Source organism: Marinobacter sp. SS8-8, from assembly GCF_030540945.1.
Taxonomy (GTDB): Bacteria; Pseudomonadota; Gammaproteobacteria; order Pseudomonadales; family Oleiphilaceae; genus Marinobacter.
The window spans coordinates 282,985-307,420 of sequence record NZ_JASSVN010000001.1 but is presented as its reverse complement, the minus strand read 5'-3'; the positions used below and the strand labels follow the sequence as shown (position 1 = coordinate 307,420).

Sequence of the window (24,436 nt, the reverse complement as noted above, 5' to 3'; positions counted from 1 at the left end):
CATGGGACCCAAAAGCATTATCGGTCTTGCTGGTACCCTCATCATTCTGTTGTTGGTATCGTCCAGTGTTTACATTATTCCGGAAACCCATCGTGGCGTTCTGCTGCGTTTCGGTGAACTGATCGAGACCAACGTTCCTGCAGGGATTCACTTTAAAGTCCCCGTTATTGATGAAGTGCGGAAGTTTGATGTTCGGGTTCTTACCATGGACCTGCCGGCGCGTCAGTATCTCACCATTGAGAAAAAGCCACTGGACGTGGACTCCTATATTGCCTGGCAGATTACCGACGTGGATACCTACTACCGCGCTACCGGTGGCGACGAGTTCAGGGCCCAGAATCTGTTGTTATCGCGGGTGGATAACGGCCTTCGTAATGAGTTTGGTGTCCGTACCATGCGTGAGGTGGTCTCAGGTGAACGTGATGATGTGATGGCCTCACTCAAGGACCTGGTCAACGAAACGGCGCTCAAAGAGTTCGGTATCCGGGTGCTGGATATCCGTATAAAGGCCATTGAATTACCTGAGCAGGTCCGCACGAACGTGTATCGCCGTATGGCCACCGAGCGGGAAAAGCTGGCTCAGGAGTATCGCTCCCGCGGTCGCGAAGCCGCCGAGGGGATTCGGGCGGATGCTGATCGTCAGCGCACGGTGGTCCTGGCGGAAGCCTTCTCCAAGTCCGAGCAGCTTCGCGGTCAGGGCGATGGTGAGGCTGCGCAGATTTACGCCGATGCCTACAGCCAGGACCGTGAGTTCTTCAGCTTCTATCGGAGTCTTTCCGCATACCAGAATGCGTTCTCCAGCAAGGACGACATCCTGGTGATCGACTCCGAAGGCGATTTCATGAAGTACATTAAGGACTCCCAGGGCGCGAAGTGATACCCGCCTGAGTGTTGAAAAAAACCGGAATACGGGCGTATTCCGGTTTTTTTGTGCCTGCCAACCGTGTAAAATTCTGGCGGTTTTGTGTCGGGTTTTCTGCCCGAGTATCGCCTTAAATTCTGTGTGATCCCCCAGCCAAATGCGCCGGTGCGGATATAACGGACAACGGAATCTCATGACAGTATCTGATCGCTGGTTACTGCCGGACGGGGTAGAGGATATTCTGCCTCCGCTGGCCGGACGGATCGAATCCCTTCGCCGGGATGTAATGGATACCTGCCAGCGTTGGGGTTATCAGCTGGTAATCCCGCCGCTTATTGAATACCTCGAATCCCTGTTTACCGGAACCGGACACGACCTGGAACTGCAAACCTTCAAGCTGACCGATCAGCTGACAGGGCGGATGATGGGTGTTCGGGCGGATATGACGCCCCAGGCAGCCCGTATCGATGCCCATACCCTGGGCCAGGATGGCATAACCCGCCTTTGCTACGCAGGCCATGTGCTGCATACCCGCCCGCGCCACATGCTGACTGGACGGACGCCGATACAGGCAGGCTGCGAGCTCTTTGGCAGTGCCTCCGAAGCTGCGGATATGGAAGTGATCAGCCTGATGCTGGAAACCCTTCGGGTTGCCGGGCTGCCGCGTATTCACCTGGATCTGGCGCACGTGTCGATTTACGAGAGCCTGATCGGCGAAGCGGATGTTGACCGCGACACCGAAGCTGCGATCTTTGATGCCATGGCTCGCAAGTCGGTGCCCGAGCTCGACGGGTTGTTGGGCGAATGCGCCTCAGGCTCTGCCGGTGCTCGTCTGCGCGAGCTCGCCCGTGTCAGTGGCGGCCCGGAAGCGCTGGCCGGGGCGCGCCGTGTCCTGCAAGGTGCATCCGACAATCTGGATGCGGCACTGGATCAGTTGGGCCGTGTGTCGGACCTGCTGGGCCGGGACTACCCGGAAGTCAGTTTCGGCTTCGACTTCTGCGAGTTGCGTGGCTACAACTACCACACCGGCCTTGTGTTCGCGGCTTACGTTCCCGGCCATGGCGACTCGGTCGCCAAGGGCGGGCGCTACGACGCCATTGGCAGTGATTTTGGTCGGGCGCGGCCCGCGACGGGGTTCAGCCTCGATATCCGCGCACTGGTTTCCCTGGGTGAGCGGCGGGTACGGAAAGCTGGCGCGGTCTGGGCGCCGGCGGATGATGACCCTGCATTGGACCGGGTGATTTCCGGCCTGAGAATGACAGAAACCGTTGTCCGTGCCTTGCCCGAGGATAACGGTGTGGATCCGGCCGCCAGAGGTTGTGACCGGAAACTGGTTAAACAGGGCGGCCGGTGGGCCGTAGAGGCGCTGGGCTGATGCCCCCGGGCTTCGGTGACTTCACTTACAGGTAAACTTGCGAAACGCCTGTCCTGCGGGGCAGCCGCATTGAGAGAGAATCATGGGTAAAAACGTTGTTGTGCTGGGCACCCAATGGGGTGATGAAGGCAAGGGTAAGATTGTTGATCTGCTGACCGACAAGGTCGCGGCCGTTGTTCGCTTCCAGGGCGGACACAATGCCGGCCATACCCTGGTGATTGACGGCAGGAGAACGGCGCTTCATCTGATCCCTTCCGGTATCCTGCGTCAGCATGTTCACTGTCTGATTGGCAACGGCGTCGTCCTGTCGCCGGAGGCGTTGCTCAAGGAAGTGCGTGAGCTGGAAGCCAATGGCGTCGCTGTTCGCGACCGTCTCCGGATCAGCCTGGCGTGCCCCCTTATTCTGCGGACCCATGTCCGAATTGACCAGGCCCGGGAACGGGCCCGCGGTGTCGATAAGATTGGCACGACCGGCCGCGGTATTGGTCCGGCCTATGAAGACAAGGTTTCACGTCGTGGCCTCCGCCTCGGCGACCTGTGTAACCCGGCGGAGTTCGAGGTGAAGCTGCGCGAGATCATGTCGTACCACAACTTCATCCTGACCGAGTACTTTAAGGAAGAGGCCGAAGACATTGATGCGGCCCTTGAAGAGCTGAAACAGATGGGCGAAGAAATCCTGCCGATGGCGGCGGATGTTACCGATATGCTCCATGATTTCCGTAAGCGTGGTGAAAACATCCTGTTTGAGGGCGCTCAGGGCTCCCTGCTGGATATTGATCTTGGCACCTACCCGTATGTGACCTCTTCCAACACCACCGCCGGAGGTACCGCCACCGGTTCCGGTTTCGGTCCCCTGTTTCTCGACTATGTGCTCGGTATCACCAAGGCCTACACCACCCGCGTTGGTTCAGGCCCGTTCCCCACCGAGCTGTTTGACGACATGGGTCAGCACCTGGCCGTCAAGGGTAATGAGGTGGGGACGACCACCGGCCGCTCCCGCCGCTGCGGCTGGTTTGATGCGGTTGCCCTGCGCCACGCCATCCAGATCAACAGCGTTTCCGGCATCTGCCTCACCAAACTGGATGTTCTGGACGGGATGGAGACGGTTAAGGTGTGTGTCGGCTACAAGACGCCGAATGGCGAAATTACCCGGCCACCCATTGGTTGTGACACCTACAGGGACATCGAGCCGGTGTATGCCGAGCTGCCGGGCTGGAGCGAGAGTACTGTCGGCCTGACCAGCCTGGACCAGTTGCCCGAAAACGCCAGGGCCTATATCCGTTTCCTTGAGGAGCAGATTGAGGCGCCGATCGACGTAATCTCCACCGGGCCGGACCGGGTTGAAACCATCACGCTCCGTCACCCGTTTGGTGAATAAACACTGACGGAAGAAAAGCCGCCCTGCTACACGGCACGGCGGTTTTTTTGTGTCAGGGTTTCTCGGCGATTAACGTTGCGCGAAGGGGCCCCGGATAGCCTTCAACTGTTTTCGACGGATCGTCCGGGTCCAGAAAATCCTGCAGGGAATTGAATCGCATCCAGTCGGTGCTGCGCTGTTCTTCGGTTGTCGTGGCGGTAACATCAACTACTCTGGCATTGCGGTACCCGGTGCGGTCCAGCCAGCGCAGCAGGGTGTCGCAGGTGGGCAGGAACCAGACATTGCGCATCTGCCCGTAGCGATCCCCGGGCATCAGGCTGAAGCCCTCGGGGCCTTCAACCACCAGGGTTTCCAGCACCAGCTCGCCACCTTTCCGGAGCGTACCCTTCAGTTCGAGCAGATGGTCCAGCGGTGACCTGCGATGGTAGAGGACGCCCATCGAAAACGTGGTGTCAAAGGTTTCAAGACCCTCCGGAAGATCCTCCATCCTGACTGGCAGCAAGTCCACGGGCACATGGCCCAGGTAATCCTTGATGCTCAGGAACTGGAACATGAACAACAGGCCTGGATCGATGCCGATGACCCGGCCAGCACCATTACCCAGCATCCGCCAACAGTGGTAGCCGGAGCCACAACCGACATCAAGAATACGACGGCCAGACAGGTCTGAAAGGTAGGGGGAGACTCTGTCCCACTTCCAGTCGGAGCGCCATTCGGTATCAATCCGGGTGCCGAAGAGCTCAAAAGGACCCTTCCGCCAGGGCATCAGCCCGCGTAACCCCTGCTGCAAGTGCGCCTGCTGCTCCGGTGTCGGGGCATGTGCCGCTGTCAGGGTTACAGCGGACCGGTCCAGGTGCGCCTCCACACCGGCCATAGCCGGCAGGCGGGCGAGGGCGGCTTGCCAGCGATCAAGATCGCCATGGGGATTGTCGTCAAAGCGGCGAATCAGTTGCTGCCTGAGCGTTTGAGCCCAGGCATCGAGATCGTCACCTGAAAGCTGATCAAGAAGCGGCCCGAATCGGGTTTGCCAGTCAAATTCTGCCATGGTCAGTCGGTGTCGGGTGTATTGGCCTTGATGGCGAGCATGGAAACAAAGTTAAAGCACTGGTACCAGACCAGAACCTGATCGAAGCCTGCCGCCTGGAGTCGTGCCTTGTGGGCGGTGGTTGTTTCCGGAATCAGGACCTGCTCAATGGCCGTTCGTTTCTGGCTGATTTCCAGATCTGAATAACCATTGGCGCGCTTGAATTCGTGGTGCAGGCGGGTCTGTATTGCCTGTTCGCTTTCGGTTTCAAACCGGATTTTTTCCGACAGGATCAGCACGCCCCCGGGCCGGGTTGCCGTGGCAATCCGGGTAAGCAGGCCGGCCCGCTGCCCTGGGTCGACAAACTGCAGGGTGAAATTGAGCGTTGTGACCGAGGCGTTACTCAGTTCGGTGTCCAGAATGTCCTCGCAACGCAGGGTAACGGGGAGGTTGTTGTCGTCCAGGGCAATGTAATGCTCGCAGCGCTCGATCATCGCCCTGGAGTTGTCCACGCCCACAAGGATACAGTCCCGATGTGGGATTCCGTGCCGCATTGCCAGGGTCGAGGCACCGAGCGAGCAGCCCAGGTCGTAGCAGTGGGAGCCGGGCTGGGCGTATTGCTCGGTGATCACCCCGATCATCGGAATGATGGTGGTGTATCCGGGCACCGAACGGCGGATCATGTCGGGGAAAACCCGTGCTACCGACGCATCAAACCGGAAATCCTCCGGGCGGCGCTCGGTGGCGAACAGCCGGTCCGTCACCTGTTCGGGGGGGGCGGAAGGTTTGCGGGGCCTAGTCATTGCCGTCTTGTGTCTCCGGCTGCCGTGGAACCTTCGGCCCGGTTGGTGAAGGGCGTCTGCATCGCACACCGCGGTTCTTGTAATCGACCAGGATGCCCCGGAACGACGGGTCCACATCCGCTGCAATGGCCAGGTAGCCGTTCTCGCACACGGCATGCAGTTCCGAGGCTTTCGGAGACATACGGAAGGTCTCACCCCCGGTGATATGAATGGCTTTGAAATCGCCAACCGGGACGTTGTCCTTGTTCTTTGTGTGGTTTATCCTGCCCGTCATCTCAAGCACCAGGACAGTGCCGATAATGGCAGCCAGCGCGGTCACGATCAGGCTTCGGACGGTGTAACGGGCCTCATTCTGGCTCATGCCTACCTCATTTCAAGCGTGTTAGCGTGTTTATGTGCGGTCAGTACTGCCCTGGAACCGTAATTGCCGGTGACTGCAGGGCGGAGAGCTGTTCCCGGAGCGAGAGAATCTGATCGGACCAGAATCTGGGTTGGGCAAACCAGGGGAAAAAACGTGGAAAGGCGGGGTCATCCCAGCGTTTAGCCAGCCAGGCGCAGTGTGCGATTTGCCGGTAGCAGCGTAATGGCTCGATCAGGTGGCGTTCACGGCGGTTAAAATCACGGAACATCTCGTAACCTTCCAGCAGTTCGCCGAGCTGGGCGCCGCGCTCGAAGTCGTCACCATTAAGCAGCAGCCACATATCCTGAATGGCCGGCCCGGAGCGGCAATCGTCCAGATCCACGAACAGCATCTGTTGTTCCCGGCAGAGAATATTGCCCGCGTGGCAGTCGCCATGCAGGCGCAGGGTCTCAACGGGGCCCGCTTCATCAATACGGGCAGCACTCAGAGCCTGAAGATCCGGAATCAGGCTGTCCCATGCGGGCCGGAGATCCGCTGGAATCCAGCCGCCTTCCACTAACAGCCGATTGCTGGACTCAATGCCATCGAGTAATGAAATGCCTGGCCGGTGGGCAAAAGGCTTGCGGGCACCGATGTTGTGTATCTGGCCCAGCCACTGACCTAGCCTGTAGAGGGTGTCTGTCACGCTGGTGTCCGGAGCCTGGCCCCCGCGCTGCTGGAACACGGCAAACAGGAATTCGCCATGGTGACCGAGAGTATCTCCGGAGTCCTGCCGCATAGGCGCCACGACCGGTATGTCTGCCTGCGCCAGTTCGCCAGTGAAATCATGTTCTTCCCGGATCTGTGCTTCGCTCCATCGCCCGGGCCGATAGAATTTTGTAATCACCGGCGGGCCTTCGTCCAAACCCACCTGATAGACCCGGTTCTCGTAACTGTTCAGCGCAAAAAGCCGGCCACTTACTGCAAACCCGGCGTCTTCCATCGCGTCCAGAATGGTGTCCGGGGTCAGGGAATCATAGGGGTGGGTGGATGCTGCAAGTGCGGGTTCATGGGTCATGGTGGAAGGTCAGAGCCTTGTGTCGTATTTGGATTTCATGAACTGCAGATGATACCAGTTTTCATCCAGCTCCCAGCGAATACGGGATATGCCGGAAGCGCCAAGCACAACATCCCCTGCATGGGCCTGCACCTGGGCCAGTTCACGCTCTGCGCGCTGCCAGTCCCGGTGACTGTCCCCGAGATTTCGCATGCTGGGGAACACAGCGCTCAGTGCATGGCGGGTAGACGTTGAGTGTGAGCGCAGTGAGCTCATGATGGCGGTATCACCCTCCACCCTCAGTACCCGATGTTTGTAGGGGTAGCTGGACACCACATCGTCGGCTTTCAGGCGCTCATTAAGACTGACAACCTCAAAACCGCGCCAGCCGAGCCAGCCTGCAAACAGGGCGGCCACCACCATTACCAGTACAAACTGCTTCCTGTCAGACATCCTCGCTGGGCTCCATGCACTTATTTCCGGGGCCAAGTATAACCGGTATGAGTCCCTGAGTAATGTGTTCAGACCCCGGAGGCTGGTTTCCGCTGGCGTGTGAGGATGGGGTATGCTCCGGTAATCGGCAGCTAAGCGGGAGCAGGAAGAGATGCCTGGAGAACTCCTTGAAACAGAAACCGTTGTCATTGGAGCGGGTGTCGTCGGCCTGGCCATTGCGCGCGCATTGGCAAAAAGCGGGCACGATGTGATCGTTCTCGAAAGCGGAGACCGGTTCGGAGAAGGTACTTCGTCGCGCAACAGCGAAGTCATCCATGCCGGGATCTATTACCCGGAGCAGTCACTGAAGGCCCGGTTGTGTGTGGAAGGCCGTCAGCGCCTTTATGATTACTGCCAGAGCCACAAGATCAACCACCGGAAATGTGGCAAATGGATTATTGCCGCCAGCGATTCGCAGGCCCGGAAACTTGAGGATATCCAGGCAGCCGCCACCCGCAATGGCGTCAAACTGGCCATGCATGACGCGGATGCCGTTACCCGTCAGGTTCCTCAAATCAACGCCTGCGCCGGCCTCTGGTCACCCGAGACCGGCATCATCGACAGCCATGGCCTCATGCTCTCGCTGCTCGGAGAACTGCAGGGTGTCGGAGGCCAACTCGTCCTCCGGTCACCGGTCGTCGCGGCAGAGTCCGTTGATGATCACCACCTGCTGAGCCTGGAAGGCGGCAACCCGCTGACCCTAAAGGCGATCAACGTCATCAATGCCGCCGGACTGGGCGCGGTTCCCCTGGCCAAAACCTGGGCGGGCCTGCCCGAGCAATACAAGCCCCGGCAATGGTTCGCCCGCGGCGTCTACTTCAGCTACAGCGGCCGCCATCCCTTCAACACCCTGATCTACCCCGTCCCCGAACCCGGCGGCCTGGGTGTCCACCTGACCCTGGATCTGGCCGGCCAGGCCCGCTTCGGTCCCGACGTGGAATGGGTTGAACAGGAAGGCTACGCCGTCAACCCCAACCGCCTTGAAACCTTTGCCAAGGGTATCCGCCAATGGTGGCCAACCTTGGACCCATCCCGTCTCCAGCCCGCTTACGCCGGCATTCGACCAAAACTGTGTGGACCGGATGGCGGTTTTGCGGATTTTCGAATCGATGGTCCGGAAGATCACGGCGTACCGGGGCTGGTAAACCTTTTTGGAATTGAATCCCCGGGGTTAACTTCCTGTTTGGCAATTGCCGAACGCGTGAGAGCAATGCTGGCCTAACTGAGAACTCCGGGCGCCGCGCCGGCAGGCTCTTCCGGGATTGTTGAGGGCCATGGATGGCCCGAATCAAGCGCTCAGGGATGAGCTTGTAGCGTATCCCGGGAGAGCCTGCCGGCGCGGCGCTCCCACCCCCAGAGTCAGAGGGGAGTCTGGGGACAGCTTCAGCCAGGAGTCCGAGCCAAAGCCCAAACCTGAATATCCCGCGCCCCCGCCTCCCGCAAAACCCCCGCCAAAACCCGAACCGTCGCCCCCGTCGTCACCACATCATCCACAATCGCCACCCGCTCAGGCACCTCCGACGTCACCTTAAACACCCCACGAAGATTTGCCAGCCGCTCCTCCCGGTTCAATTCCCGTTGCGACCGCACCCGGCGAACGCGTTGCACCAGTCCGGTATTCACAGTAATCCCAAGGTGCCTCCCTGCATTCTCGGCAATATCCTGGGCCTGATTGAAGCCGCGCTGGCGCCGACGTCGCGAATCCATGGGGGCGGGCACCAGTACGTCCGGTCTTGATATCGTTCCGCTGCCCAGTTCCTGTTCAAGAAAGCTGGCAAAATCTGCGAGCAGCGGCCGCGCAAACTTTCGTTGCCCGTTGTATTTATAGCGGCCGATCATGCCATCCAGGGGATACTGATAGCGCCAGGGAATGCAGGATGTCTTGAACGGAGGCGGGAATTTCAGACAGTCGCCGCAAAGCAGGTCCGAAGAAGGGAAGGCCAGGGGCAGGGCGCAACAGCGGCAGTGCCAGCGGTTAACCGGTAGGCCCTCCCGGCATGGCGGACATAAGCCACTGAAAGCGTTGGAAGAAAGGCAGGCGACGCAACGTCCGCCCTGCTTGAAGCTGTTAACCTTTCGTTCAATGAAGGTTGACAGCCAGTTCAGTCCCTTTATCATCTGATTCATCCGTAAACCCCGAGACCGGGAAAGGTTAACAGGACTTTTACATGACCGCTACAGAGCTCCGTCACGACTGGACACTGCAGGAAGCCCGCGAGCTGTTTGAGCTTCCCTTTAACGATCTTCTGTTTCGTGCCCAGAGTGCGCACCGGGAGCACTTTGATCCCAACGAGGTGCAGGTGAGCACGCTGTTGTCGATCAAGACCGGTGCCTGCCCGGAAGACTGCAAATATTGCCCTCAGAGCGGTCATTACAACACTGGCCTCGAGAAAGAGAAGCTGCTGGAAATCGAGAAGGTGGTGGCCGAGGCTCAGGCGGCAAAGCAGAAGGGCGCCTCCCGGTTCTGTATGGGCGCGGCCTGGCGCAGTCCTTCGAAGAAAGACATGCCCTATGTTCTGGATATGGTCAGGCAGGTGAAATCCCTCGGGCTGGAGACCTGCATGACCCTGGGCATGCTGAAGGAAGAGCAGGCGGCAGAGCTGGCCGAGGCCGGTCTGGATTATTACAACCACAACCTGGACACCTCCGAGAAGTACTACAGCCACATCATCACAACCCGGACCTACCAGGACCGTCTGGATACGCTGGATAACGTCCGCAAGGCCGGTATGAAGGTTTGCTGCGGCGGCATTATGGGTATGGGCGAGGATGAGGATGATCGCGTCGGCCTGCTGGTCCAATTGGCGAACCTGCCTCACCATCCGGAAAGTGTGCCGGTGAATATGCTGGTGAAGGTGAAGGGCACGCCGATGGAGGATGTGGAGGATCTGGATCCGTTCGAGTTCGTTCGCATTATTGCGGTGGCCCGGATCATGATGCCGGCTTCCCACGTGCGCCTGTCGGCGGGCCGGGAGAATATGAATGAGCAGATGCAGGCGCTGTGCTTTATGGCGGGTGCCAATTCTATTTTCTACGGTGAGAAGCTGTTGACCACTGCCAACCCGGAAGCCGATGCCGATATGCTGTTGTTCAAGCGTCTTGGGATCCGGCCGGAGCAGCGGGAGCAGTGTGCCTCCGAGGAGCAGGAAGAGGAGGCGATTGCCGAGGCGGTGGAGTATGAGGCGACTCGCCATATGTTCTATGACGCTACTCGGGAATCTGCCTGATATTAGTGGTTTTTTGGGCCTTCAGACTTTGGGGGGAGCAGGCTGCGGGCAGGGACCTCCGGGATACGCTACGAGCACCCCGGGCGGGGTCCAGCCAGCAATCAAAGATTGCTGTCGTTCGGCTGTCGTATGAAGCTTCGCTTCATGGGCACTCGGCCTCACCCATGTGCGCTTGTTTCGGGCCATCCCTGGCCCTCTACAATCCCGGAGGTCCCTGCCCGCACCCTGCCGGAAACTTCGGGTATCTTCGGCAGCTTTCACCAGGCTATACGCGCAACCCCTAATCCGGAGCCATGCTCGTGCGGGACTTTGCCCTTGAACTTGAACAGCGTAAACAGGCCGGTTTGTACCGGACGCGCCGGCTGATCTCAGGTCCCCAGCAGCCGTCTTTGGTTGCCAACGGCAAATCTTTGCTCTCCTTCTGCAGCAACGATTATCTTGGTCTTGCCAATCACCCCACCAACATTGACGCACTTCGTGACGCGCTACCGGACACCGGTCTCGGGGGTGCGGCTTCCCATCTGATCTGTGGCCATCATGATGCGCACCACCAGTTGGAGCAGCGTCTGGCGGAATTCACCGGGCGCAGTTCGGCATTGTTCTTCTCGACCGGCTACATGGCCAATATGGGTGTGATTTCGGCGCTGGCCGGTCGCGGGGATACGATTTTCTCGGATCGGCTGAATCATGCGTCCATTATCGATGGCTGTATTCTGAGCCGGGCCCGGGTTCGCCGGTATGCCCACGGGGACGTTGCCGCGCTGGAGGCGATGCTGGCGAAAACGTCCGGGCACAAGCTGGTGGTGACGGACGGTGTGTTCAGTATGGATGGCGATGTGGCGCCGCTGGCCGGGCTGGCGCGGGTTTGCCGGGCCCATGATGCGCTGCTGGTGGTTGACGATGCCCACGGCCTTGGCGTTCTCGGGCCCCAGGGGCGGGGGAGTGTGGCTGAGGCGGGACTGTCGGAAGTGGATGTTCCGGTGCTGATCGGCACCCTGGGCAAGGCGGTCGGTACCAGCGGTGCGTTTGTTGCAGGGCCGGCGCTGCTGATGGATTATCTGGTTCAGAAAGCGCGAACCTACATCTATACTACGGCCATGCCGCCGGCGCTTGCCTTGGCGACGATTTCGAGTCTTGACCTCATTGAGCGGGATAATGGCCGTCGTGATCAGGTGCTGGGCCTCGTTTCCCGGTTCCGGCGAGAGGTCTCTGCCATGGGGTATCAATTGATGCCCTCACATACGCCGATTCAGCCGATCATGATTGGCGATAACCACGATGCACTGGCGCTGAGTCAGGCGCTGGAGGACCGGGGGTTGCTGGTCTCTGCGATCCGCCCGCCTACGGTCCCGGTTGGTGAGGCGCGTTTGCGGGTTACGTTCAGTGCCGCACATACTCAGGAGAATCTCGATTGTCTGTTGAACGCGCTGTCGGAATGTCGTCACCTGGCTCAGGGCACGGAAGTGGCGATATGAGTTCCGCGAAAGTCTGTCCGCGTCTGGTGGTTGTCGGTGGCTGGGGTGTCCGGGCGGAAATGCTGGCCGGGCTTTATGGTTTCTGGCCGGGTGAGGTGATGCCGGTTTCGCTGGACGATGAACTGCTGGTCCGCTGCAGTTCCGTGCCTGAAGTGGCCGAGGAGTTGCTGTCGCTGTATCCCGAACCGTCGGTCTGGATGGGGTGGTCCCTCGGCAGCCAGATTGTGGTGGAAGCCGCCTACCGGGAAACCGGTTCGGTGTCCTGTGCGATCACTCTCGGCGGTTTTCCGAAATTTGTCGCCGATGAGGGCTGGCCCCATGGAATGCCGGCCCGTGAGTTCAGGGCTTTTGCCCGGGGCATTCGCCAGGACCCGCAACGGTACTGGCTGCATTTTCTTCTGTTGATGATCAACGGAGCGGCTGACGAGAAGCAGGAGCGGCAAAAGCTCAAGCCGTGGCTCGAAAAAGGCACCCTGGTGTCAAACGATCATCTCTGCAAGAGCCTTGCATGGCTGGCGGCCGGCGATCAAAGAGCGCTTTGGCAATCGCTTGCCACGCCCGCCCTTCATGTGATGGGGGGGCAGGACATTGTTGTCAGGCCCTGGGCCGGTGATCTTGAGATTCCGGTCGCCAGTCGCCAGACGGTGGTCAAGGGTATGGCGCATTGGCCGGGAGGGTGTTCGGCCGCCGATTGCTGGGGGGTAATCCAGTCTTTTCTGGCTTCGAAGACGGAGTTGGCATCATGGGCGTCATGAGTTCCGTGACCGGTAGCCGGAGCGGCCTGAAAGGCGCCTCCCGGGCGCTCAAGGCGGATATTGCCCGGGGCTTTGGCAATGCGCGGAGCACCTACGAGAGTGCCTCGAGATTGCAGCGTTTCATGGGTAACACCATGCTGCACAAGCTCCAGGCCCGCAACGCGGAGGAGGCAGGTTCGGGAGTTTTGGACCTTGGTTGCGGCACTGGCTGGTTTGCCCGCAAGCTGGCAGCGATGGGGCAGGTGGGGGCAGTGACAGGGGTAGACCTGTCTCAGGGTATGGTGCAGGAAGCCCGGAAAAAAAGTTCTCAGGACGTTGGCTGGATCGTTGCCGATGCCGAGCACCTGCCTTTGCAGGATGCAAGTTGCGACCTGATTTTCAGTAACCTGATGATCCAGTGGTGTGAGGACCCCCGGGCGGTGTTCCGGGAATGCCGGCGGGTACTGCGCCCTGGTGGACGGCTTATGGTCTCCAGTCTTCTCGACGGCACGCTGAAGGAACTGAAACGCGCCTGGAGGGCTGCCGATCCGGAGCATGAGCACGTAAACCGTTTCGAGACTGAGGCGGCCCTGCGTGCAAAAGTGAGCGCGGAACTGCCACAGGCGACCATTGAAACCCGAACCATCCGCCTGCCCTACAGCTCGCCCATGATGCTGGCGAGTGAGCTCAGGCATCTTGGTGCAGGTTTCCGGGGCGCTGAACGCCGCAAGGCTGTGACCGCGCCGGGCAGGATGCGGGACATGTGCCGGCACTATTCCAAAGAGCCGGACGGAACGGTTATGGCAAGCTATGAGGCTGCCTGGATTTACTGGAAGAAAGCCTGAGGCCTTACCGGAGAACAGGACATTGGCCGGCATACCTTGTGCCCCTGACAGGACTGAAACATGGCGACAAAATCCTATTTCGTAACAGGTACCGATACCGGTGTAGGCAAGACCATGGTCTCTGCCGCAATTCTGCACGCCGCACGGGCCATGAGGAAGCGGACCCTGGCAATGAAGCCCATTGCCTCGGGCTGCGAGCGGACAACCGAAGGCCTGCGCAACGAAGATGCGCTGATCCTGCAGAACGCCATCTCGGAACCATTGGCTTATGAGTTGATCAATCCAGTTGCTCTGGAGCCGGCCATTGCGCCCCATGTGGCCGCTGAACAGGCCGGCCGGCACATTACCGTTGACCGCCTGGCAGGGTTCTGCCGTGGCTTGCAGACTCGTCCTGCAGACCTCCTGCTGGTGGAGGGTGCCGGTGGCTGGCGGGTCCCACTTAATGATCGGGAAACTTACGGAGAATTTCCGCGCCAACTGGCCATGCCAGTGATTCTCGTGGTCTCGCTCAGGCTGGGCTGCATCAATCATGCCTTGCTTACGGCAGAGGCCATACGCAATGACGGGCTGGTGCTGGCGGGCTGGGTTGCCAACCGGACCGGGCCGGAGCCCATGAGTTGTGAGCAGGACACCCTGGATTACCTGGTCAATCACATGGCATCGCCGTGCCTGGGAATACTGCCGTGGCTTGAGCAGTCGCGCCCGGAGCTGCTGGCAGGTTACCTCAACATTGATTCCCTGTTTGAAAAATGACCAAAAATGTGGCCTAATTGAGTCAAATAATGGTCATCGGGCAGAGCGGTTATGATCAACAGCGCACTCACAGTTGGTATCCGGGGCATTCAGGATGGCATGGTCGGCATGGAAAATGCCGCCCGCAAGATTGCCCGCGGCGGCGTAGATGGTCCCCAGGGGACTGCCGGGGCGGGGAGCCTGATCGAGCCCATTGTTGACCTCAAGATATACGAGCGCAGTGTCGAAGCCTCGGCGCAGGTGGTGAAAACCGCCGACGAGACGCTCGGAACGTTGCTGGATATCATGGCCTGAGCCTGGGGCCAGGAAAGTACTTTCCTCACTCCCTCCTGTTATTTCCAACGGTCTCTCCAGCGGTCTCTCCCGCGCCCTTCGGAGCATCTTCTGCTGTTCGGGGCAATCCTCAGGCCACCATCCAGAAAACGCGGATTGTCCGGGCGATTGCTCTGCGCACTGTTAAGGCGCGTGAGCCTGTGACATGCGGCAACACAATTTTTGCATTCGGCTATTGACAATTCCGTACCTCTAAACGTATGTTTCAAACAAGTGTTTAAATAAGACTGCGGCGCAGTGCGCTGCGGTGTATGAGCAAACCCAAGGCCAGAAGCTGTCAAACCTGTTTCAGCTGAGACCGAAAACCGAGGTGGATTCCATGCCTGAATACAAAGCGCCCCTGCGTGATATCAAATTCGTAATGAACGAGCTGCTGAACAGCGAGCAGCACTACGCCAAGCTCGAAGGTGCGGAAGACGCAACTCCGGATATGGTGGATGCCATTGTTGCGGAAGGCGCCAAATTCTGTGAGCAGGTTCTGTCTCCGCTGAACCAGGTGGGTGACAAGGAAGGCTGTTCCTGGAGCGAGGACGGTGTAAAAACGCCAGCTGGCTTCAAAGAAGCCTATCAGCAGTATGTGGATGGCGGCTGGCCGTCCATGACGGCTGACCCCACCTACGGTGGTCAGGGCCTGCCGCAATCCCTTGGGCTGGTTATGAGCGAAATGGTGGGTACCGCCAACTGGTCATTCGGCATGTATCCGGGATTGAGCCACGGTGCGACCAATACCATCGAAGAGCATGGCACCGAAGAGCAGAAGCAGACTTACCTCACCAAGCTGATCAGCGGTGAGTGGACCGGCACCATGTGCCTGACCGAGCCGCACTGTGGTTCCGATCTGGGTACCCTGCGGACCAAGGCAGAGCCGAATGCCGACGGCAGCTACGCCATCACCGGTACCAAGATCTTTATCTCAGCCGGTGAGCACGACATGGCCGAGAACATTATTCATATCGTGCTGGCACGTCTGCCGGGCGCGCCGGAAGGCACCAAGGGTATTTCCCTGTTCATCGTTCCCAGGAACCTGCCGAACGACGACGGCTCCTCCGGCGAGCGCAATGCGGTTTCCTGTGGCTCCATCGAGCACAAGATGGGGATCCACGGCAACGCCACTTGCGTGATGAACTTCGACGGCGCCAGGGGCTGGCTGATCGGGCCTGAGAACAAGGGGCTGAACTGCATGTTCACCTTCATGAACACGGCCCGTATCGGCACCGCTATCCAGGGCCTGGGTGCGGCCGAGCTGGGCTTCCAGGGCTCCCTGGCCTACGCCAAGGATCGTCTGGCCATGCGCTCTCTGAGCGGCCCGAAGAACCCTGAAGGTATCGCCGATCCGATCATCGTTCACCCGGACGTACGTCGTATGCTGCTGACCCAGAAAGCGGTTGCCGAAGGTGCCCGCGCCCTCATTTACCTGACTGCGCAGCAGGCGGATATCGTTCACAGCGGCAAGACCGGGGATGAACGCAAGGCGGCTGACGAGGCGCTGGGCTTCCTGACCCCGATCGCCAAGGCGTTCCTCACGGAAATCGGCTATGAAGCGGCCAACCTGGGCTTGCAGGTGTTCGGTGGCCACGGCTATATTTCCGAGTGGGGTATGGAGCAAAACGTACGTGATGCCCGTATCGGCATGATCTACGAAGGTACCACCGGTATCCAGGCGCTGGATTTGCTGGGCCGCAAGGTACTGATGACCCAGGGTGAGTCCCTGAAGGGCTTCACCAGGCAGGTTCACCTGTTCTGCAAGGAAAACGCCGACAACGAACAGCTCAAGGAGTTCCTGGAGCCGCTGGCGGCCCTGAACAAGGAGTGGGGCGACCTGACCATGAAGATCGGCATGACCGCCATGAAGAACCGCGAAGAAGTGGGTGCCGCGTCCGTTGACTACCTGATGTACTCCGGTTATGCGGTCTTCGCCTACCTGTGGGCGCGGATGGCCAAGGTTGCACTGGACAAGATGGTCGAAGGCACTACCGAAGAAATGTTCTACAACGCCAAGGTTCAGACTGCGCGCTTCTACTTCAAGCGCATGCTGCCCCGGGCCAAGAGCCACGCAGAAAGCATGCTGGCCGGCGCCGACAGCCTGATGGACATGCCGGAGGAAGCCTTCGCCATCTAAGGCGCGGGCACCGAAGGACGGTTCTACAGGACAGGAAGCCCGCACTCCCCGGAGGCGGGCTTTTTTCATGAGTCAGGGGCCGCTTTTGAGGTAGAATAGGCGCCCATAAAAAATAATCTTCAGCGGACATACAGCCCAGGCAGGTGTGACTGGCCGGAATCAGGGCCCCTTGCCACCTGGACAGACTGACAGAATTTTTGGAGAGTTTTAGATGGCTGATTATCAGGCACCCCTACGTGACATGCGCTTTGTTCTGAACGAGGTTTTTGACGCCCCCGCCCTGTGGGCGTCGTTGCCGAAAATTGCCGGAAATGTTGATCCGGATACGGCCGATGCCATCCTGGAGGAGGCTGGCAAGATTGCCAGTGGCGTTCTTGCCCCGCTGAACCGTGAAGGTGATGAGCAGGGCAGCCAATGGAGCAACGGTGAAGTAACTGCCCCGGAGGGCTTCAAGGAGGCCTACCAGACCATCGTTGAAGGTGGCTGGAACGGTCTGGGCGGTAATCCGGAGTTTGGTGGTATGGGGATGCCCAAGACCCTGGTGGCCCAGTTCGAGGAGATGATGCAGGGTGCCAACATGGCCTTTGGCCTGGCGCCCATGCTGACCGCCGGCGCCTGCCTCGCCCTGGACGCCCACGGCAGCCAGAAACTGAAAGAAAAATACCTGCCCAGCATGTACTCCGGCGTCTGGTCCGGAGCCATGGACCTGACCGAGCCCCATGCCGGCACCGACCTGGGTATTATCCGTAGCAAGGCCGAGCCCAACGACGACGGTTCCTTCAATGTCACAGGTACCAAGATTTTCATCACCTGGGGCGAGCACGACATGGCGGAAAACATCATCCACCTGGTGCTGGCCAAGCTCCCGGGTGCTCCAAAAGGACCCAAGGGCATTTCCCTGTTCCTGGTGCCCAAGTTCCTGGTGAACGATGACGGATCCCTGGGCGAGCGCAACAGCTTCAGCTGTGGCTCCATCGAGAAGAAAATGGGTATCAAGGGTTCCGCCACCTGTGTGATGAATTTCGATGGCGCCAAAGGCTGGTTGGTCGGCGAGGAGCACAAAGGCCTGGCCGCCATGTTCACCATGATGAACTACGAGCGTCTGGGCGTTGGCATCCAGGGCATCGGTGCCGCTGAAGCCTCACTGCAAAGTGCCCGGGAATATGCCCTTGACCGCATACAGAGCCGCGCGCCCACCGGTGCCCAGCAGCCCGAAAAAGCGGCGGATCCGATTCTGGTGCACCCGGATGTACGTCGCATGCTGCTGACCATGAAAGGCTATGTCGAAGGCGGCCGCGCTTTTTCAACCTACGTGGCCCAGTGGCTGGATATTTCCAAGTATGCCGAGGACGACGGGCGGCGCAAGCACGCAGAGGGCATGGTGGCGTTGCTGACACCGGTGGCCAAGGCGTTCCTGACTGATCGTGGCCTGGAAGCCTGCATCATGGGCCAGCAGGTGTTCGGTGGCCATGGTTTCATTCGCGAGTGGGGGCAGGAGCAGTTGGTTCGTGACTGCCGCATTACCCAGATCTATGAAGGCACCAACGGCATCCAGGCCCTGGACCTGATGGGCCGAAAAGTGGTTGGCAGCCAGGGTAAGCTTTACGAACTGTTTGCCCAGGATGTGGCGACTTTCCTTGACGAAAACAGCGATAACGAGCACCTGCGCCCGTTCCTGGAACCTCTCGCCGCCGCGGTTGAGCGCCTGGATGACGTGACCGAGCATGTGATCAAACAGGCCGGCGACAACCCGAACGCCGTTGGCGCTGCCTCGGTGGATTACCTCGACCTGTTCGGCCTGACGGCCCTCGGCTACATGTGGGCGAAGATCGCGAAGGCGGCTGCACCCAAGGCCGGGAGCGATACCTCGGGCTTCTACAGTGGAAAACTGAAATCAGCGCGGTTCTATTTTGACCGCCTGCTGCCAAAAACCGTTTCCCTGGCCGAAGGTATCCGCAGCGGCAGTGATTCGATAATGGCTCTGGCTGCTGAAGAATTCTGATTCCAGAGTTAAAGCGGATATAAAAAGGGGGCACCCAGTTAATAGGGGTCAGATGAAATTTTCATCTGACCCCTTTTTCATCAGAGTCTTTCCAGTCGCTCGGGATCTGTGACGAAAGGGTTTTCGTTCCCCTGAATTTCGGCAACGCGCCGATGGCGCGTCAGCTCACCGTCGTCAGGTGGGTCCAGCTGATTCCAGCCCTTGAACACAGTGGCAGCGCCCAGCCAGGGCAGTTTGTAGGTGTCGACCATGTAGGCAACCGTGCGGGCAACATCGCCTTTGACCCGAGCAGGGGGTTCAAAGAACTGGGCGCTTTGGCGGATGCCGCACTCGTCTGCCTTGATGGCAGGACCCAAATCCTCATAACGGACATTGCGGCGCCCCATTTCTGTCCGGCTGCGTACCGGGACCATGTTGTGCATGTCGGAGGCTATCTGCCGGTAACGGTTGTCTTGTTCACACTGACGTGAGGTGCCGCAGTTCAGCGCGCTGCGCACATCGGCCAGCGGGTATACATACCCGTCGGTCAGTACGAAGCCTTTACTGGTAAATGGGAGGTCACAGAAGAATGAATTCCCTCCGCCGGCATAGAGATCGCCCCAGAAATATTCGGAAATAACGGTTTCCGGATCACTGAACCGGGTATTCTGGCCAATCACGAGGGTGGTGGTGAGCAGGAGGGTGAGTGCGGTGGGTATCAGTAGGAATTGTTTCATACGCCATTTATACCTCGCAGTGTGGTCAAGCGCCCTGGCAATTCAGGCCCAGCTGGTCAGGATTTGATCAGGTGGGTCAAAACTATGACGCTTTGTTCACTGATACTGTGAAGTATGGCACAGAGACTCCGGTGCAAGGAGTCTCTGGCGTAGAGATTTGTGGCATAGTGTTAACCTGTTAACACTATTATTTCAGTTTGTTACGGATATTCTGGTAGCCGGTTTTCAGGTCTTCGCCCAATTTCCGGGCAGTCTGGCGCGCCTCTTGGGTGGCATTTTCCGCATCGTGCAGAACCTGGTCGATCCTGGTTCTGAACCGGTCCCAGTCCTGCTCAAGATCATCCCATTCGTCCTTCACATCTTCGCGGGCCAGGTGCAGTTGCACGCGCGCCTCGTCCCGATACTCTTTTACCTTTTCCGACAGTCTCCTGAGCTCTTCCTGAATACTCATTTCAAGCACCTCCTCGGATTGTTGGTGCACTTACAATGCGCCAGACTGTAAAAAACTGTCAAGGGGTTGCCGGGCCGCAAGATGGCAAGGAGTAAAGCGTTTGACCTGGGTCAGGCGCGGGCGGCCAGGAGCGCCGACATATCTCTGAGATAATGCCAGGGGGAGAGCGGGTCGAAGCCTTTGGCAGCCCGGTCGATCTTGCTGCAAAGTGCAATGGCGTCGTGCAGCTGAGCGCGGTTCAGCCGGCGGGCAGCCTGTTCCATCGCTCGTGCCCGCTGAGGCTGGAACACGCCTCTTTTCTTCAGGAACGAGGCTGGATTCTCAGCCTGGCCGCCTGGAGATTTCAGTTCAAGCAACAGGTTCAGGTCGCGGCTCAGGACCGCCAGCAATCCCAGCGGGTTTTCACCTTCCTGCTGCAGCACACTGATCACTTTGCAGGCATGGGGCGCCCGGCCGGATATCAGCTCGGTGACCAGCTCGAAGCCACTGAACCGGGCGCTGTCCTGAACGGCCTGTTCAACGGTTTCTTCGTCAATCGCTGTGCCGTTCGCCAGCAGCGCCAGCCGGTCGAGCTCCTGGCTGGCGGCAAGCAGGTTGCCTTCCAGGCGTTCGCTCATGATTGCCAGGGCGCCGCGGGTCAGGCTGAGGCCGCGGTTACTGGCCCTTTGTTGAAGCCAGCCCTGGAATTTATCTGCGTCTACTGGCCAGACCGGTACGTGCACACCTGTGGCCTGGAGCTCCTTGTACCATTTGCGGCGGGTTTCCGCTGCATCCAGGCGGGTACTGATCAGCAGCAGAATGATGTCCTCAGTGGGAGATTGAAGCACGCGTTCGAGTAAGGCGCGGCCGTCTCCGAGCTTGCCGGTTGGCAGATGAATTTCTATGCGGCGTTTTTCGGCGAACAGGGACATGGCGCTGAACTCGTCCGCGACCGCGTTCCAGTCCAGTTGATGATCGGCATGGAAGGTCAGGCGGTCATGGAATCCGGCGTCTTTCGCGGCCTTTCGGACCTGATCGCAACATTCCTGAACGAGCAGCGGTTCATCCCCGGAAATCAGATAGACCGGGGCGAGGCCCTTTCTCAGTAGCTGGGATAGCTGTCCCGGATTGGTCTTCATGGCTTGCCCCTGGCTGGAGCGCCGGCATCCGGAGTGCGAGGGTACTCCGCCCGAATGGCGTCAATTCGTTGGGCGCTCAGCGGGGCCAGGCGGAAAATAACCTGTTGGGCCAGCCGCTCATTCAACTGCTGGCGCAGCGATTCCTCTTCCCGCTGCCTTGCCAGAACGTTGGTTTCATCGTACCGGTAACTTTCGCTGGTGGTCACGCGGGTGGTGGCAACCATGGGGATACGGTCGGCACTGAGTACTTCAAGATCCACGGAATGACGAAGTATGTACTCCGCGGCAGCTGCCCGGCCGGTGATGGCACTTGCGCGCCGGTCCTGATCAAAATTGTCCAGGCGCAGGGTAAAGTCTGCGTCTTTCGCCAGGGTGAGTTCTACCCCGCCAAGAGTAAGTTGCTCCCGGACCGCCAGGCAAAGGGTTTCGGGAACCTCAGAGGAGCAATACAGCGCCAACGGCTGAAGGGCCGCCGATACCGGTGGCGCTCCCCGTAACCGGAAGCCGCACCCCGCCAGAAGTGCCACCATGACAGCGGCGGACACCAGGAGGGTTGCGGATCTAAAAGCGGAGCCTTGGGGCATGTCAGTTGGCCACCACGTTCACCAGTTTGCCGGGCACCACGATCACCTTGCGTACCGTTGCACCCTCGGTGAAGCGCATGACGTTCTCGTTCTCCAGAGCCAGCTTTTCCAGATCGGACTTGCTGATGTCGGCGGGCACATCCTCCTTCGCGCGTACCTTACCATTAACCTGCAGCACGACCTGGATCTGGCTGCGAACCATCGCGGACTCATCGGCTTGCGGCCACGGCGCATCCACGACCGGCTCTTCGTGACCCAGCGCCTGCCACAGAGTGTGACAGATGTGTGGAACTATGGGTGACAGCACGAGTACCGCAGTATCGAGTGCCTCCTGGCGGACGGCCCGGGTCTGGGGCTCGTCGCCCTGGAGCTTGCCGACATCGTTGAGCAGTTCCATCACGGCGGCAATGGCAGTATTGAAGGTCAGGCGGCGACTGATATCGTCACTGACCTTGGCGATGGTCTCGTGGGTCTTGCGCCGCAGATTCTTCTGGGCATCGTTCAGGGTTGCTGCTTCGACAGCAGGAGCAGCGCCAGCGGTGACATGCCCGTTCACCAGGCGCCACAGACGCTTGAGGAAGCGGTGCGCACCCTCAACCCCGCTGTCGGACCATTCCAGGGACTGCTCCGGGGGCGCGGCAAACATCATGAACAGGCGAACGGTGTCGGCGCCATGCTGGTCAATAATGGCCTGGGGATCAATGCCATTGTTCTTGGACTTTGACATCTTGGTCACGCCGCCGGCGATCACCGGCTCGCCATCGTCCTTGTGTACCGCGTGAATGAACTGACCCTTCTCATCACGCTCAATCGTGACATCCGCGGGGGAGATCCACACCTTTCCGCCCTTGCTGTCTTCGCGGTAGTAGGTGTCTGCCAGAACCATACCCTGGCAGAGCAGGCGGTTAAACGGCTCGGAACTGGTGACCAGGCCGACATCCCTGAGCAGCTTGTGGAAGAAACGGGCGTAAAGCAGGTGCAGGATGGCGTGTTCGATGCCGCCAATATACTGATCCACCGGCAGCCAGTAGTTGGCCGCGGACGGGTCCAGCATGCCCTGGTCGTAATTGGGGCTGCAGAACCGGGCGTAGTACCAGGAAGACTCCATGAAGGTGTCGAAGGTGTCGGTTTCCAGGGTCGCCGGCTGACCGTTGTATTCGGTCCTGCACCACTGCGGGTCGGCCTTGATGGGGGACTGGACACCGTCCATCTCCACATCTTCCGGCAGGAGGACGGGCAACTGGTTATCGGGCACCGGCATCTCGGTGCCGTCTTCCAGGGTCATCATCGGAATCGGAGCGCCCCAGTAGCGTTGGCGAGACACGCCCCAGTCGCGGAGGCGATAGTTCACCGTGCGCCTGCCTATGCCGTTGTCTTCCAGGTACTTGGCAATCTCGTCGAACGCTTCTTCGCTGGTCAGACCGCTGTATTTGCCCGAAGACACCAGCGTGCCTTTCTCGGTAAAGGCCTGTTCCTGTATGTCAATCTCACGGCCATCGCTTGCTGCGATCACCTGCCTGATGGGCAGTTTGTACTTGCGGGCGAACTCATGGTCGCGCTCGTCGTGGCCCGGAACCGCCATCAGCGCGCCGGTACCATAGTCGGCCAGAACAAAGTTGGCGATCCAGACCGGAATCTCCTCCTGGGTCAGCGGATGCATGGCCTTGAAACCGGTGTCGATGCCGCGTTTCTCCATGGTGGCCAGCTCAGCCTCGGCGGTCTTGCTGTTGCGGCACTCCTCGACAAATCCGGCAACATCCCGATGACGCTCTGCGGCTTCCCGCGCCAACGGGTGCTCGGCGGCCACGGCCATATAGCTCACGCCCATCAGGGTGTCCGGGCGTGTGGTGTAGACTGTCAGGCCACTGTCCCTGTCCTTGAGCGGAAAGGTCAGCTCGGTACCCACCGACTTGCCGATCCAGTTGCGCTGCATGGTCTTGACCTGTTCAGGCCAGTCTTCCAGCTCATCAAGGTCGTTCAGCAGTTCCTCGGCGTAATCGGTAATGCGGATAAACCACTGGGGAATCTTCTTTTGCTCCACCAGGGCGCCGGATCGCCAGCCCCGGCCATCCACCACCTGCTCATTGGCCAGAACCGTCTGGTCCACCGGGTCCCAGTTCACGGTGGACATCTTCTTGTACACCAGGCCTTTCTCATAAAGACGGGCGAAGAACCACTGCTCCCAGCGGTAGTAATCCGGCTTGCAGGTGGCCAGCTCCCGGTCCCAGTCGTACCCGAAACCCAGCTGTTTGAGCTGGTTTTTCATGTAGTCGATATTGGCGTAGGTCCACTTGGCCGGAGCCGTCTTGTTGGCAATGGCGGCATTCTCCGCGGGCAGGCCGAAGGCGTCCCAGCCCATGGGCTGCATCACGTTTTTGCCCTGCATGCGCTGGTAACGGGAAACAACATCGCCAATGGTGTAGTTGCGGACATGCCCCATGTGCAGCTTGCCACTGGGGTAGGGGAACATGGACAGGCAGTAGTACTTGGGTTTGCCCGGTTCTTCCCTGACCGTGAAGGTCTTGCTCTTTTCCCAGAAATCACGGGCATTCTGCTCTACGTCACGGGGATTGTATTGCTCGTCCATTCCTGCCATTACCGAAATTACCTTGTGTGGAAAATAAAAGCCTGTATCAAAATCATGTCCGGAGCGGGCCGGACATTCTAACGCACACTTGGCTTTACAGGTAGTCTGCCAATTTTCCCTTCTTGTGCCAGACTTTCTTGTGCCAGACTTATAGTGTTGGC

Annotated in this window: 23 protein-coding genes; 12 read left to right on the top strand and 11 right to left on the bottom strand. The window is 59.4% G+C overall.

The features are described from left to right. Position 1: 1 nt before the first annotated feature. The 3 genes from hflC (at position 2) to QPL96_RS01315 (ending at position 3,615) form a co-directional block, all read left to right on the top strand. Positions 2-877 carry a protease modulator HflC gene (gene hflC, locus QPL96_RS01325; RefSeq protein ID WP_303285054.1) on the top strand — a complete coding sequence of 292 codons (876 nt, stop codon included), beginning with the start codon at positions 2-4 and terminating at the stop codon, positions 875-877. Positions 878-1,055: 178 nt separating this feature from the next. Next, the gene (locus QPL96_RS01320; RefSeq protein WP_303285053.1) at positions 1,056-2,237 is read left to right on the top strand and encodes an ATP phosphoribosyltransferase regulatory subunit; all 1,182 of its coding nucleotides are present in this window, start codon (positions 1,056-1,058) and stop codon (positions 2,235-2,237) included. 82 nt (positions 2,238-2,319) lie between these two features. After that, positions 2,320-3,615: an adenylosuccinate synthase gene (locus QPL96_RS01315; RefSeq protein ID WP_303285051.1), complete on the top strand. Its 1,296-nt coding sequence runs from the start codon at positions 2,320-2,322 to the stop codon at positions 3,613-3,615. Positions 3,616-3,667: 52 nt separating this feature from the next. On the opposite strand, the gene cmoB is transcribed toward QPL96_RS01315, so the two are convergent. Genes cmoB through QPL96_RS01290 form a run of 5 tightly spaced genes read right to left on the bottom strand, consistent with a single transcriptional unit; the run spans position 3,668 to position 7,292 of the window. Further along, positions 3,668-4,660, bottom strand: a complete 993-nt coding sequence (cmoB, locus tag QPL96_RS01310) for a tRNA 5-methoxyuridine(34)/uridine 5-oxyacetic acid(34) synthase CmoB (protein WP_303285050.1) — start codon at positions 4,658-4,660, stop codon at positions 3,668-3,670. 2 nt (positions 4,661-4,662) lie between these two features. Further along, positions 4,663-5,442 carry a carboxy-S-adenosyl-L-methionine synthase CmoA gene (cmoA, locus tag QPL96_RS01305; protein WP_303285049.1) on the bottom strand — a complete coding sequence of 260 codons (780 nt, stop codon included), beginning with the start codon at positions 5,440-5,442 and terminating at the stop codon, positions 4,663-4,665. Beyond that, positions 5,435-5,803 carry a kinase gene (locus tag QPL96_RS01300; protein ID WP_303285048.1) on the bottom strand — a complete coding sequence of 123 codons (369 nt, stop codon included), beginning with the start codon at positions 5,801-5,803 and terminating at the stop codon, positions 5,435-5,437. The genes cmoA and QPL96_RS01300 overlap by 8 nt, the downstream gene beginning before the upstream one ends. 40 nt (positions 5,804-5,843) lie before the next feature. Then, entirely contained in the window at positions 5,844-6,860 is a 1,017-nt protein-coding gene (locus tag QPL96_RS01295; RefSeq protein ID WP_303285047.1) for a serine/threonine protein kinase, read from the bottom strand. Positions 6,861-6,869: 9 nt separating this feature from the next. Beyond that, a complete protein-coding gene (locus tag QPL96_RS01290; RefSeq protein WP_303285046.1) occupies positions 6,870-7,292 on the bottom strand; it encodes a hypothetical protein in 423 nt (140 codons plus the stop codon). 151 nt (positions 7,293-7,443) lie between these two features. Between QPL96_RS01290 and QPL96_RS01285 the strand changes: the two genes are divergently transcribed. Next, positions 7,444-8,553 (top strand): NAD(P)/FAD-dependent oxidoreductase, encoded by a 1,110-nt coding sequence (locus tag QPL96_RS01285; RefSeq protein ID WP_303285044.1) that lies wholly within the window; start codon positions 7,444-7,446, stop codon positions 8,551-8,553. Between the two features lie 161 nt (positions 8,554-8,714). Here the strand turns inward: QPL96_RS01285 and QPL96_RS01280 are convergent, their stop codons facing one another. After that, positions 8,715-9,449 (bottom strand): ComF family protein, encoded by a 735-nt coding sequence (locus tag QPL96_RS01280; protein WP_303285043.1) that lies wholly within the window; start codon positions 9,447-9,449, stop codon positions 8,715-8,717. A 50-nt stretch (positions 9,450-9,499) separates the two neighbouring features. Between QPL96_RS01280 and bioB the strand changes: the two genes are divergently transcribed. The 8 genes from bioB to QPL96_RS01240 all read left to right on the top strand — a co-directional run bounded on the left by bioB (position 9,500) and on the right by QPL96_RS01240 (position 18,819). Continuing rightward, entirely contained in the window at positions 9,500-10,558 is a 1,059-nt protein-coding gene (gene bioB / locus QPL96_RS01275; RefSeq protein ID WP_303285041.1) for a biotin synthase BioB, read from the top strand. 299 nt (positions 10,559-10,857) lie between these two features. Further along, complete coding sequence (gene bioF, locus QPL96_RS01270) at positions 10,858-12,033, top strand: 8-amino-7-oxononanoate synthase (RefSeq protein ID WP_303285040.1); 1,176 nt, start codon at positions 10,858-10,860, stop codon at positions 12,031-12,033. Continuing rightward, positions 12,030-12,788 (top strand): alpha/beta fold hydrolase, encoded by a 759-nt coding sequence (locus QPL96_RS01265; protein WP_303285039.1) that lies wholly within the window; start codon positions 12,030-12,032, stop codon positions 12,786-12,788. Before bioF ends, QPL96_RS01265 begins: the two co-directional genes overlap by 4 nt. After that, complete coding sequence (bioC, locus tag QPL96_RS01260; RefSeq protein ID WP_303285038.1) at positions 12,776-13,612, top strand: malonyl-ACP O-methyltransferase BioC; 837 nt, start codon at positions 12,776-12,778, stop codon at positions 13,610-13,612. Before QPL96_RS01265 ends, bioC begins: the two co-directional genes overlap by 13 nt. 60 nt (positions 13,613-13,672) lie before the next feature. Beyond that, positions 13,673-14,365, top strand: coding sequence for a dethiobiotin synthase (gene bioD, locus QPL96_RS01255; RefSeq protein ID WP_303285037.1), 693 nt, complete (start codon positions 13,673-13,675; stop codon positions 14,363-14,365). Positions 14,366-14,416: 51 nt separating this feature from the next. Next, complete coding sequence (locus QPL96_RS01250) at positions 14,417-14,659, top strand: flagellar biosynthesis protein FlgE (RefSeq protein ID WP_303285036.1); 243 nt, start codon at positions 14,417-14,419, stop codon at positions 14,657-14,659. A 358-nt stretch (positions 14,660-15,017) separates the two neighbouring features. After that, complete coding sequence (locus QPL96_RS01245) at positions 15,018-16,817, top strand: acyl-CoA dehydrogenase C-terminal domain-containing protein (protein WP_303285035.1); 1,800 nt, start codon at positions 15,018-15,020, stop codon at positions 16,815-16,817. Between the two features lie 211 nt (positions 16,818-17,028). Next, a complete protein-coding gene (locus QPL96_RS01240) occupies positions 17,029-18,819 on the top strand; it encodes an acyl-CoA dehydrogenase C-terminal domain-containing protein (protein WP_303285034.1) in 1,791 nt (596 codons plus the stop codon). Between the two features lie 80 nt (positions 18,820-18,899). Here QPL96_RS01240 and QPL96_RS01235 read toward each other — a convergent pair whose 3' ends face one another. From QPL96_RS01235 to leuS, 5 genes are all read right to left on the bottom strand, one after another. Further along, positions 18,900-19,535: an endonuclease gene (locus QPL96_RS01235; RefSeq protein ID WP_303285033.1), complete on the bottom strand. Its 636-nt coding sequence runs from the start codon at positions 19,533-19,535 to the stop codon at positions 18,900-18,902. Positions 19,536-19,722: 187 nt separating this feature from the next. After that, complete coding sequence (locus QPL96_RS01230; protein WP_303285032.1) at positions 19,723-19,986, bottom strand: hypothetical protein; 264 nt, start codon at positions 19,984-19,986, stop codon at positions 19,723-19,725. 110 nt (positions 19,987-20,096) lie between these two features. Then, a complete protein-coding gene (holA, locus tag QPL96_RS01225; RefSeq protein ID WP_303285031.1) occupies positions 20,097-21,104 on the bottom strand; it encodes a DNA polymerase III subunit delta in 1,008 nt (335 codons plus the stop codon). Beyond that, positions 21,101-21,688: an LPS assembly lipoprotein LptE gene (lptE, locus tag QPL96_RS01220; protein WP_303285029.1), complete on the bottom strand. Its 588-nt coding sequence runs from the start codon at positions 21,686-21,688 to the stop codon at positions 21,101-21,103. Before lptE ends, holA begins: the two co-directional genes overlap by 4 nt. 1 nt (position 21,689) lies before the next feature. Beyond that, positions 21,690-24,275 carry a leucine--tRNA ligase gene (gene leuS / locus QPL96_RS01215; RefSeq protein WP_303285229.1) on the bottom strand — a complete coding sequence of 862 codons (2,586 nt, stop codon included), beginning with the start codon at positions 24,273-24,275 and terminating at the stop codon, positions 21,690-21,692. Between the last annotated feature and the right edge of the window lie 161 nt (positions 24,276-24,436).